Origin of the sequence: Lachnoclostridium sp. An76 (assembly GCF_002161355.1) — a bacterium.
Classification (GTDB): domain Bacteria; phylum Bacillota; class Clostridia; order Lachnospirales; family Lachnospiraceae; genus Mediterraneibacter; species Mediterraneibacter caccavium.
The window spans coordinates 192984-205076 of record NZ_NFHL01000005.1; the positions used below are offsets into that span (position 1 = coordinate 192984).

General features: G+C 53.5%; 8 protein-coding genes. 2 read left to right on the plus strand and 6 right to left on the minus strand.

Annotated features, from left to right (window positions below; all coding sequences use genetic code 11):
* Positions 1-240: 240 nt before the first annotated feature.
* Both malQ and B5G27_RS10850 read right to left on the minus strand, forming a co-directional pair.
* The gene (gene malQ / locus B5G27_RS10845) at positions 241-1767 is read right to left on the minus strand and encodes a 4-alpha-glucanotransferase (RefSeq protein ID WP_087178886.1); all 1527 of its coding nucleotides are present in this window, start codon (positions 1765-1767) and stop codon (positions 241-243) included.
* 13 nt (positions 1768-1780) lie between these two features.
* A complete protein-coding gene (locus B5G27_RS10850; RefSeq protein WP_206608994.1) occupies positions 1781-4033 on the minus strand; it encodes a glycogen/starch/alpha-glucan phosphorylase in 2253 nt (750 codons plus the stop codon).
* 127 nt (positions 4034-4160) lie between these two features.
* Here B5G27_RS10850 and B5G27_RS10855 point away from each other — a divergent pair, with 127 nt between their 5' ends.
* Positions 4161-5051 carry an AraC family transcriptional regulator gene (locus B5G27_RS10855; protein ID WP_087178887.1) on the plus strand — a complete coding sequence of 297 codons (891 nt, stop codon included), beginning with the start codon at positions 4161-4163 and terminating at the stop codon, positions 5049-5051.
* Positions 5052-5104: 53 nt separating this feature from the next.
* On the opposite strand, the gene B5G27_RS10860 is transcribed toward B5G27_RS10855, so the two are convergent.
* The 4 genes from B5G27_RS10860 to B5G27_RS10875 all read right to left on the minus strand — a co-directional run bounded on the left by B5G27_RS10860 (position 5105) and on the right by B5G27_RS10875 (position 10047).
* Positions 5105-6139: a molybdopterin-binding protein gene (locus B5G27_RS10860; RefSeq protein ID WP_087178888.1), complete on the minus strand. Its 1035-nt coding sequence runs from the start codon at positions 6137-6139 to the stop codon at positions 5105-5107.
* Between the two features lie 96 nt (positions 6140-6235).
* Positions 6236-8158, minus strand: a complete 1923-nt coding sequence (locus tag B5G27_RS10865) for an NAD(+) synthase (RefSeq protein WP_087178889.1) — start codon at positions 8156-8158, stop codon at positions 6236-6238.
* A gap of 134 nt (positions 8159-8292) precedes the next feature.
* A complete protein-coding gene (gene hslO, locus B5G27_RS10870; protein WP_087178890.1) occupies positions 8293-9168 on the minus strand; it encodes an Hsp33 family molecular chaperone HslO in 876 nt (291 codons plus the stop codon).
* Between the two features lie 42 nt (positions 9169-9210).
* Complete coding sequence (locus B5G27_RS10875; protein ID WP_087178891.1) at positions 9211-10047, minus strand: class I SAM-dependent DNA methyltransferase; 837 nt, start codon at positions 10045-10047, stop codon at positions 9211-9213.
* Between the two features lie 456 nt (positions 10048-10503).
* On the opposite strand from B5G27_RS10875, the gene abc-f reads away from it, so the two are divergent.
* A complete protein-coding gene (abc-f, locus tag B5G27_RS10880) occupies positions 10504-12009 on the plus strand; it encodes a ribosomal protection-like ABC-F family protein (protein WP_087178892.1) in 1506 nt (501 codons plus the stop codon).
* Positions 12010-12093 lie beyond the last annotated feature (84 nt).

The following is a 12093-nucleotide window of genomic DNA, read 5'->3' on the forward strand; positions in this document are numbered from 1 at the left end:
TTCAACGGCAGAACAGGAAGCTTTACCAAACGGAAGGTGCCACGGACTTCCGGGAGAGGGTTAGCCGTCCGATTTGGCCCAGCAAGCTGGGCCTCTCTACTGGTTATAGTTTAGTTTTTGCTGCCCCGGAGCCCCGGAGCCGAAGCCACCCACGCATCCGTGCTGAATACGTCTTCTATAACCGCGCTTCGATGTTTTCGGACGTTTTACTCTGACAGAAGTTCCCCCGCAAATACAGATTTAAATCCTCCCATAGAGTTTCGTCACTCTGAGTATCTCCTCTGCCAGCTCTTCGTCAAACTGCTCTTTCTTCATCCTCCACACCCAGTTTCCGCCAAGTGTGGACGGGATATTAATGCGCGCCTCGCTCCCGAGGCCGAGGTAATCCTGCATGGGGATCACGCACAGGTCTGCCACGCTCCCCATTGCCAGGCTGATAAAGTCTCCTGCCAGGCTGTCTTCGTCCAGCCTCGGCTTGCACATATATTCCTTCGCGAAATCTCTGGCATATTTCCCCACCTCATGATACCAGCCCCTTGTGGTGTCATTGTCGTGGGTGCCGGTGTAGACGACACAGTTCGTCGGATATGTGTGCGGGAGGTAATTTGAGGACTCTCTCGCGTCGAACGCGAACTGGAGCACCTTCATTCCCGGGAACCCGCTGTCCTTGAGGAGCTGGAGTACGCTCGGAGTGAGGAATCCCAGATCCTCCGCGATGATCTCCGGCCGTCCCAGCTTTTTCTCGATGGCGCGGAAGAGATCCATGCCCGGTCCCGGCAGCCACTTTCCGTTTACGGCAGTCTTCTCCCCGTATGGGATCGTGTAATACTCATCAAAGCCCCGGAAATGATCGATCCGCACTACATCATATAATTTCAGGCAGTGCTCGATCCTGCGGATCCACCACTCATACCCTGTGCTCTTATGGTATTCCCAGTCATACAGCGGATTGCCCCAGAGCTGTCCCGTAGCGGAGAATGCATCCGGCGGGCAGCCTGCCACTCCTGTGGGCTCGTTGTTCTCATCAAACTGGAACATCTGTGGCGCTGCCCATGTATCCGCGCTGTCAAACGCCACATAGATTGGGATATCCCCGATGATCTTCACGCCCTGCTCATTTGCGTAGGCGTGGAGCTTTTTCCACTGGCGGTCAAACTCATACTGCTGGAACTGATAGAAACCGATCTCCTCTGCCAGTTCTTCTCTTGCCGCTGACAGGGCTTCCTCTTCCCTGTTCCTGAGCGGAGCGTCCCACTCATTCCAGCTCACACCGCTGTTCTTGTCTTTGACTGCCATGTACAGGCTGTAATCGTCCAGCCAGAAGGCATTCTCACTTACAAAGCGCTCATAATCCTCCCGCTCACGAAGTCCTTCGCGACGTTCCTCGTGATGTCCGTCTGCCATGCGGCCGCAGAACCGCGCGTAAGCCTTTTTCAGCACTTTGAACCTTGTCTTATAGATCCACTCATAATCAATGCCCTCTTCCTGCCCTTCCGGGTCGTATTCCCTGCTCTCCTCCTCTGTCAGGAGTCCCTCGCTGACCAGTGTCCCGAGATCGATAAAATAGGGATTGCCCGCATACGTGGAGAAAGACTGGTACGGGGAGTCCCCGTAACCAGTCGGTCCAAGCGGCAGGATCTGCCAGTAACTCTGTCCTGCTTTTTTCAGCATATCCACGAATTGATAAGCTTCCTCTGAGAAGCATCCGATCCCGTGCTCTGACGGCAGGGAAAATACGGGCAGTAAGATTCCGCTCGCTCTTTTCATTTTACTTTTCCTCCTATAATTTCCAGATATCTCTGTTATACTCCGCAATCGTCCTGTCGGATGAGAAGAATCCCGCCTCCGCGATATTGACCAGCATCATCTTTGCCCATGTCTTTCTGTCCGCGTAAGCCGCCAGCGCCTTTTCTTTTGTCTCTTTGTAAGAGTCAAAATCAAGCAGCGTCATGAACCAGTCTTTGTTGATGAGCTCATTTTTCAGCCTTGTCAGATTCTCCTCGCAGCCGATCTCCAGCATCTCATCGCTGGTGATAAAGTCAACGGCAGCCCTGATCGCCGGATTCTCTTCATAGTAAGTCCTTGACACATAGTCCGCCTTTGCATAGTGCTCGATGACCTCGTCGCTGGATGCCCCGAATACGAAGATATTGTCATCGCCCACAGCTTCGTGGATCTCTACGTTCGCGCCGTCCTCTGTACCCAGGGTCACCGCGCCGTTGAGCATGAATTTCATGTTTCCTGTGCCGCTCGCCTCTTTGGATGCGAGGGAGATCTGCTCGGAGATATCGCACGCGGGGATCAGTTTCCCTGCTTTTGTCACGTTGTAGTTCTCTACCATGACCACCTTCAGGTACGGGCTCACCTCCGGGTCATTATTGATGATCTCCTGAAGGCAGAGGATCAGGTGGATGATATCTTTGGCGATCACATACGCGGGAGCAGCCTTTGCCCCGAAGATCGCTGTCACCGGCGCTGAAGGGATCTTCCCTGCTTTGATCTCCAGATATTTGTCGATGATATACAGGGCGTTGAGCTGTTGGCGTTTGTACTCGTGGAGACGTTTCACCTGGATATCAAAGATCGTGTCAGGGCTGATCTCGATCCCCTGCGTCTCCTTCAGGTAAGCTGCGAGTTCTTCTTTATTTCTGTGCTTGATCTCAAGGAGCCGGTCCAGGACTTTATCGTCGTCTTTGAATGCAAGCAGCTTCCTGAGTTCATCGGCGTCCTTTTTATATCCCTCCCCGATCGTCTCGTCCAGGAATCCGGCGAGACGCGGATTGCAGTGCAGCAGCCACCGGCGGAACGTAATGCCGTTTGTCTTATTATTGAACTTCTCCGGATAGATCTTATAGAAGTTGTTCAGCTCGGAATTTTTCAGGATCTCTGTGTGCAGCGCAGCGACGCCGTTGACGCTGAACCCATAGTGGATGTCAATATGCGCCATGTGCACGGTATCATTCCGGTCAATGACGGCAACGCTCTCGTCCTCAAATTTTCTCCTTACCTTGTCGTCCAGGATCTCAATGATCGGCACAAGCTGCGGAACTACTTTCTTAAGATAAGAAACCGGCCATTTCTCCAGCGCTTCCGCAAGGATGGTGTGGTTTGTGTAAGCACATGTCTTCTCCACTACGTTTACCGCGTCATCCATGTCCATCCCCCGCGCTGTGAGCAGGCGGATCAGTTCCGGGATCACCATGGTCGGATGGGTGTCATTGATCTGGATCACCGCGTAGTCCGGCAGGTCATACAGAGTACATCCCTTTGCCACGCACTCATCCAGGATAAGCTGCGCGCCCGCGCTGACCATGAAATACTGCTGGTAGATACGCAGGAGCCTTCCCTGCTCGTCGCTGTCATCCGGGTAGAGGAATAGCGTCAGGTTCTTCCGGATATCCTCTTTGTCAAACTCGATCCCGTCATGTACGATCGTCTCATCCACAGAGTCAAGGTCAAACAGATGCAGCTTATTTGTCTTATTGTTATATCCTGTCACCTCGATGTCATACATCCTGGCATTCACTTTCAGCCCTCTGAACTCCACCGGGTAAATGACGTCTGTCTTTTTCAGCCAGGACTTCTCCCCGATCCACGGGTTCGGAGTCTCCTTCTGGAGATGGTCTTCAAACACCTGTTTGAAAAGTCCCAGATGATAATTCAGTCCGATCCCGTCCCCTGCGAGTCCCAGCGTCGCGATCGAATCAAGGAAACACGCGGCAAGCCTTCCAAGCCCTCCGTTTCCGAGAGACGGCTCTGCCTCCGCTTCCTCGATCTCACAGATGTCTTTTCCGTTCTTTTCCAGCATCTCCTTCACTTCCTGGTAGATACCCAGGTTGATCATATTGTTGGAGAGCAGCTTCCCGATCAGGAACTCTGCTGAAATATAATAGAGTTTCTTTTTACTGTCCGTGCGCTCCTTCTCCGCCGCCATATCCTGCACGATGGTAAGAAGCCCGTTATAGATTTCCTCATTGGAAGCCTGGGAAACCGTCTTTCCCAGATACGCCTCTAATCTTTCCTGAATCTTCATGATAATCTCCTTTCGAAACATCCTGTGAACTGTAACCTTTGTTTAGCAGTATAATATGTTTTCTCAGATATTTCTTGCAATATTATTTCTTTTCATTGTACAATACTATCAAAGCGAGGTTGATCTTATGAATATCAGTGAATACCAGAATTACCACGAGACGAAGTCCCACACCACGGCGGATTTTCCCTACAACACCTATCTCTGCTCCATCCCGCGCGATTTTCCCGGAGTGCCCCTGCACTGGCACTCTGAGGTCGAACTTATCGTCATTAAAAAAGGCAGGGGCATCGTATCCTCTGACTTTCAGAAGCGCACGGTCACGTCCGGCGATATCATCGTCATCCGCCCCGGACAGCTCCACTCCATCGAGCAGTACGCCGGTCATGTCATGGAATACGAAAATATCATTTTCAAGCCTGACCTGCTCATATCCGGGAGCGATGACCTGTGCGCCGCGAAATTTATCACGCCGTTTATGGAGGGAAAACTCCCTTCCGAACCTTACCTGACCCCGGCGCTCTCCTGGTATCAGCCGGCTTCTGAGTGCATCCGCGAGATCGACCTTCTCTGTGCGACCCGCCCGGAAGGTTACCAGCTCGCGGTAAAGGGGCATTTGTTTTTATTCTTTTTCCTCCTCATCTCCAACAGGCAGAAAAAAGAGACTGCGCCTGCCCCGCAGACAAAGTCTCTGGAAAAGATGAAGACCATCCTGAAATATGTAGAGGAGCATTATGCCGACCATATCACGATCGATGATATGGCAGCGCTCACCTATTACAGCAAGTCTCATTTTATGAAGTTTTTCAAATCCCATATGGGAGCCGGCTTTATCGAGTATCTGAACGATTACCGACTCACGATGTCAGAGCGCCTGCTCCGTTCATCCGACGATCCTGTCACAGAGATCGCTGAAAAATGCGGTTTTGACAATCTCTCTTACTTTAACCGCATTTTCAAGAGGAAATACGGGCAGGCGCCGGGAAGATGGAGACAGAGCGCCTCGAAAGATCTGTGAGCGGACAGCTGGCAGACCTCTGCCCGCTCTTTTTCCCAGTCAGTATCCTGTTCCTATTTCCCGAACCCGCAGTTCGGGAATGTGCACACCGGACAGTTCAGGCACAGCCCGCCCTCGCCCAGCACAGAGAAGTCCTCCGCGCACAGCTTCTCCCCCGCCACGATCCGCGGGAGCACAAGGTCAAAGATCGTGCGCTTTGCATACATCACACACCCCGGCAGCCCCATGACAGGGATACATGTTTCTCCATTGTCTCCATAATGATACGCCAGCATGAACATTGCTCCCGGCAGCACCGGTGCGCCGTATGTGATGACCTCGTCCGATGCGCTGCGGATGGCGAGAGGAGTCCTGTCGTCCGGGTCCACGCTCATCCCTCCGGTGCACACGACAAGATCAGCGCCTTTTGCGATCCACTCTCTGACGGCATCCTCCACCATCTCCGGCCTGTCGTCGCACAGGGTATTTCCCAGCACTTCCACATGATATTCTTCCAGCTTTTCCTTCACCACAGGTGTGAATTTATCTTCGATCCGCCCGTGGTACACCTCGTTCCCGGTCGTCACGATCCCTGCTTTCATCTCCCGGAAGGGAAGCAGGCGGAAGACAGGCTCATCCCCGCAGATTTCTTTCACGCAGTTCATCTTCTCTTCTTCGATGACCAGGGGCACGACGCGCATCCCGGCGATCTTATCCCCCTGTTTCACAGGGAAGTCTCCGTGGCGCGAGGCGATCACTATCTGCCCCATCCCGTTCACTGCGTTCAATTTCTCCCGGTCGATCTTCAAAAGCCCGTCCGCTTCCGCGGTCAGCTCGATCTTTCCCTCTTTCGGTTCCGACGCGCCCATATGCTCCCCCTGGCAGACCTGCCGGAGGATCTCCGCCGCGTCATTCTCGTGGAGCATCCCCTCCTGCTTCTCCCACACATAGAGATGCTCCTTCCCCACAGAGAGAAGTACAGGGATATCCTCTTCGGTCACTACATGTCCTTTCCGGAATACCGCGTCCTTGACCACGCCCGGTATGATCTGGGTGATGTCATGGCACAGCACGCTTCCGACCGCATCTTCTGTCCTGATCAGTTTCATCTGTCTTCTCCTCCGTTCCGTCTGCCCGTGATCCTGCACAGGCTGTTCCCCCGCTCTCTCCGTTCTGCTCTTTTTCTCCTGAGCCTCATTTCTTCTCTATATCTCTATCTCATCCAGCTCTTTCATCCAGACCGCGGCGCAGGCGTCGCTGGGCATCCTCCAGTCCCCTCTGGGCGAGAGCGCCACTGTCCCCACCTTCGGTCCGTCCGGAAGGCAGGAGCGCTTAAACTGCTGGGAGAAAAATCTCCGGCAGAATGTTTTCAGCCACTTCAGGATCACTTCGCCGTCATAATCCCCTTCAAACGCTCTCTTCGCAAGCCGGAAGATCTTTGCCGGCTCATATCCGAAGCGCAGCATATAATAAAGGAAGAAATCATGCAGCTCATACGGTCCCACAAGGTCTTCTGTCTTCTGCGCGATATCCCCATCCTTTGGCGGCAGCAGCTCCGGGCTCACCGGAGTATCCAGCACGTCATAGAGCACGCTTTTCAGCTCCTGGTCTTTTGTCTCATCCGCCGCGTATTTTACAAGATGGCGCACCAGCGTCTTCGGCACGGACGCATTCACTCCGTACATGGACATATGGTCCCCGTTGTAAGTCGCCCAGCCGAGGGCAAGCTCCGACATATCCCCGGTCCCGATCACCATGCCGCCTGTCCGGTTCGCGATGTCCATCAGCACCTGGGTACGCTCCCTGGCCTGAGAGTTTTCATAAGTCACATCATGTTCCTCCGAATCCTGGCCGATATCCCGGAAGTGTACATTCACCGCCTCTGCGATGGGCACCTCTCTGAGTGTTGCCCCTGTCTTTTTCGACATCTCGCAGGCATTCTGGTAGGTGCGGTCCGTGGTCCCGAAGCAGGGCATGGTCACTGCGATGATATCCTTCTTGTCTCTTCCGAGCATGTCAAAGGCACGGGCAGTCACAAGGAGCGCCAGGGTAGAGTCAAGCCCCCCTGAGATCCCCACAACCGCGGTCTTTGAATTTGTATGTGCCAGACGCTTTTTCAGCCCCATCGCCTGGATCGTCAGTATTTCCTCGCACCGCTCCGCGCGCGCACTCTCATCGGACGGAACGAACGGCGTCTTCGGGAACACCCTCGTCAGCTCCACATCTTCCTTTTCCATTTCCACGGTAAACGGCACGCGCATGAGCGTTCCATCCGGGTCAGCCTGGAAGGTCGTATTCTTCCGCCGCTCGCTGACGATGCGTTTCAGGTCAAACTCAGAATAAATGATCTCGTTTTTATATCTCGCAGCTTCTTTGAGGACTGCCCCGTTCTCCGCGATGATATTGTGCCCGCCGAACACAACGTCCGTGGTGGATTCCCCTTCCCCGGCATTGGCGTACACATACCCCGCGATCAGCCTTGCGGACTGTCCGGCGATCAGCTCCCTGCGGTAAGTGTCCTTTCCGATCGTCTCATCGCTGGCAGAACAGTTGACGATCACAGTCGCTCCCTCGATCGCCGCCTGTATGCTGGGCGGCACAGGAGACCACACGTCCTCGCAGATCTCCGCGGATACGATCAGGTCTTCCATGCCGGAAGCCTCGAACAGGATCTGGGGGCCAAAGAGCACCTGCTCCCCCTCGAACAGGATATATCCTGCCTGGTCCGGTCCCGGCGTAAACTGCCTCATCTCATAGAACTCCGCATAGTTCGGGAGAAATGTCTTTGTCGTAAATCCGAGGATTTTCCCCCGGTTCAGCGCAGCCGCGGTATTGTAAAGCTTCCCCCTTACAGCCAGCGGCATCCCCACAAATGCAAGGATATCTTTGTCCTCCGTGTATTTTGCGATATGCTGCAGCGCCCTGCGCGCCGCCTCGAGGAGTACGTCCTGGGTAAAAAGATCCCCGCATGTATATCCAGTGATGCAGAGCTCCGGGAATACGATGATCTTTGCTTTCCTTTCGCATGCCTCTCCGATCGCCCTGCATATATTCTCTGTATTGTATTCCACATCAGCCACCCGGATGTCCGGCGTAGCTGCCGCCACTTTTACAAATCCATGTCTCATCTTCTCTCCACCTTCCTGCCCGGGCAGACATTTTCTCCCGGACCGTCTTCATGCTTACTGGTCTGCGTTTACTGTTTCGGATCTGCCGCTTCTGCTGCTCTGGGCTGTCTGACCAGCACTTACATCTGCCTTACCTATCTGCTTTTCTTCAGCAGCTCTTTTAATTCTTCCACAGTATAGTTGTATGCTGTATTGCAGAAATGACATTTCACTTCAATGTCTTCCCCGTCATCGATCATGGACTGGATATCCTTCTTCCCGATGCTGATGATCGCTTTCTCGATCCGTTCTTTCGAACAGTTGCAGTAAAACCGCGCCGGCATTGTATCCGTGATCTCCAGGTCCAGCCCTTCCAGCACCTGCGAGAGCATCTCTTCCGGCGTGTGCCCGTTGTCCAGCATAGAAGTCACGGACTGGATATTCCGGATATTCTCTTCCAGCTTATTGAGCACCTCATCCTCGATAAACGGCATCACCTGCACGATAAAGCCGCCCGCGCAGCGCACGGTATTATTCTTCTCCATGAGCACGCCCAGCCCCACAGAAGACGGCACCTGCTCTGACGTAGCAAAATAATATGTCAGGTCCTCCGCGATCTCCCCGGTCTGGAGGATCGTCTGCCCGGAATAAGGCTCTTTGAGCCCCATGTCCTTGATCACTGTCATCACGCCCTGCCCCAGCGCTCCGCCCACATCCAGCTTGCCGTTTTTCGGCGGAAGGATCACTTCCGGGTCATGGACATATCCTTTCACATTTCCCTGGCTGTCCGCTGTCACTGTCAGCCCGCCGATCGGCCCCGAGCATTTGATCTGGATCGTCAGCATGTCCGTGGCATTTTTCATCATGCTGCCCATCATCGCCCCGCCGGTCAGAAGCCGTCCGAGCGCCGCCGTCGCCACAGGGCTTGTCCCATGCCTCTGCCGCGCTTCCTCCACAAGATCCGTGGTCACTGCCGCAAACGCGCGGATCTGCGTATTTGCCGCTGCTGCTCTTACAATATAATCTCCCATCTTTCACAATCTCCTGTCATTAAACTTTTTCTTTTGCTCAATTTATACTTCCCGGGCTCCCTGTGCCTGCCTGCTTTCTCCGGCTTCCTGTGCCGGTCCGCTCTCCTCTGGCGGCCGTTTCCCGCACTCCCGGGCGATCACACAGATCCTCTCGCTCTTTTCCCATGCCGCTTCCCCTGTATCCATATCATACGCAGCCTGGAAAACAAGCCCCGCACTGCTTAGCAGTTCCCGGATCTCCTCCAGAGTATACCCTCTCTGGAAATGGGTCTCTCTGTATTTCCGGTACAGAGCGCCGTTATCATCCGATCCTTCCCTGATAAAAAGTGTCAGGTCATATTCATTGATCTTCTCCTCTTCGTAATAACAGTTATCCCATATAAAGCTGCAGTCCCCGCGGTCCTCCGCGATCGTGCAGTCCCCCATCACTTCCCGGTACTTGTATTCTGTATTAAAATCAAAAAGAAAGAGCCCGCCGGGATCAAGATAATTATTGACCAGACGGAACACTTCGGCAAGCTCCTCCGGCTCAGTGATATAATTCACGGAGTCGCACACGCTCACCACTGCCCGGACCGTGCCGTACAGTTCAAATTCCCGCATATCCTGGAGAAGATACAGGATGTCATGCCCGGACGCAAGCCGCTTCTCCATCGCAAGCTCAAGCATATCCCCGGAATTGTCCACCCCGATCATATCATACCCATATCCTGCAAGGATCTCCGTCATCGTCCCCGTGCCGCATCCGAGATCCAGGACGAGCCCGTCCTTCACGCCATACCTGCACAGCAGGCTGTGTATATATGTTCCCCATTCCCCGTAGGGGACATTATCCATAAATGTGTCGTACACCGACGCAAAACTGGTGTAAGCTTCCATGTGCAAAACCTCCCGTAAATAGAAGTGTAACACATTTTCCTTCTCTTGACACTATAAAATCCATACCCTTGACTTTTCCCGTCCCATCTGCTATCCTGTTCGCAGAATAAGGGAGCGCCCGTGCGTCTCCCGTAAGATTGGAGTTGAAAAGATGATCATTACTTCCTGCTGATCACAAAACCGCATGACAGTCTGTACGGTAATATCTTATCTTATATTTTGTACAAAGGCGCCCTTATCCGGACGTTTTGTCCTGTCATGCACACGCAGGAAAGTATTTTCATCTTTTTGACCCATACATCACACAGCGCTGCCGCTGTTTTGGCTGCGCTCAAGTGCAGCGTGCATTCTCCTTCCCAGACACATGGAGAGCTAATAAAGTATGAGACATTAAGACCGCGGAAATTACTTTCCCGCGGTTTCTTTTTTACCCTGTTTACAAGGAGGTAGATACTGATGTCTCTGATACAGATCGATCATTTAAGCTTTACCTATGAAGGCAGCTTTGACCCTGTCTTTGAAAACATGAGTTTCCAGATCGACACTGACTGGAAGCTGGGATTTATCGGGCGGAACGGAAAGGGCAAGACTACTTTTCTGAAACTGCTCATGCACGAATACGAATACACCGGATCCATCACAGCGTCCGTGGACTTTGAATATTTCCCATATCCCGTCGAAGATCCCTCGCTTATGACTTACGAGATCCTGGAACATGTAAATCCGGTAATGGAACAGTGGGAGCTTATCCGCGAACTGAACCTGCTGGATACTGACCCTGAGATCCTTTACCGCCCGTTCCGCACATTAAGCTTTGGCGAGCAGACAAAATCGCTCCTTGCCGCGCTCTTTCTGAAGGAACACGCTTTCCTTCTGATCGATGAGCCGACCAATCATCTCGATGTCCTCGCCCGGGAAAAAGTGGCGGACTACCTTGCACGCAAAAAGGGCTTTATCCTTGTGTCCCATGACCGCGATCTCATCGACCGGTGCGCGGACCATGTCCTTGTACTGAACCGGCAGTCCATTGAAGTGCGCAGGGGGAACTTTTCTTCCTGGTACGCAGACAAGTGCGCAAGAGATGAGCTCGAACGCAGGCAAAATGAAAACCTGAAAAAAGATATCCACAAACTGAAAGAAGCCGCCCGGCAGGCTGCGCGCTGGTCAGATAAAGTCGAAGGGACAAAGACCGGCACCCGGGTCGCGGGGCTTAAGCCGGACCGGGGACACATCGGGCATCAGGCGGCAAAAATGATGAAGCGGGCCAAGTCTCTGGAACACAGGAAAGAAACCGCAGTCCGTGAAAAAGAAGGGCTGCTCAAAGACGTGGAATCCCTGGACAGCCTGAAGATCAATGTGCTGGAGCACCACAGCCGCAGACTTGTGTCTCTTCAGGATATCACAATTGATCATCACCGGGATCATGCCGGACACGGTCAGAGCGCGGCTCCTCTTCTCAGCCATTTCAGCCTTGAGCTCCTGCAGGGGGAGCGCATCGCCCTGTCAGGGAAGAACGGCTGCGGGAAATCCAGCCTGATCAAACTGATCCTTGGCGAAGATATCCCCCACACAGGGGAAATCCGCCTCGCCGGAGGGCTTAAGATCTCTTATATCTCCCAGGATACCTCCATGCTGAGAGGTTCACTCTCCGCCTTCGCCGAAAAGCGGGGGCTGGATGGCGCTCTTTTCCGGACCGTACTGCGGAAGCTCGGGCTGGAGAGAGTGCAGTTCGAAAAAAAGATCGAGGAGTACAGCGAGGGGCAGAAAAAGAAGGTGCTGCTGGCTTCCTCTCTCTGTGAGCCTGCGCACCTGTTCCTCTGGGATGAACCGCTGAATTTTATTGATATCTTTTCCCGTATCCAGTTGGAAGAGCTTCTCCTCGCTTCCGCCCCGACCATGCTCTTTGTGGAGCATGACCGGACTTTCCGCGAGAAAGTGGCAACCAGGGTGATCGAAATATAACCATCGCGGGTCCGGTCAGCCCCGGATCTGATCCGAGACCGATCGGCGGGTATGTGCCGCGAAAACCAAGATCTGCTCCCAGGT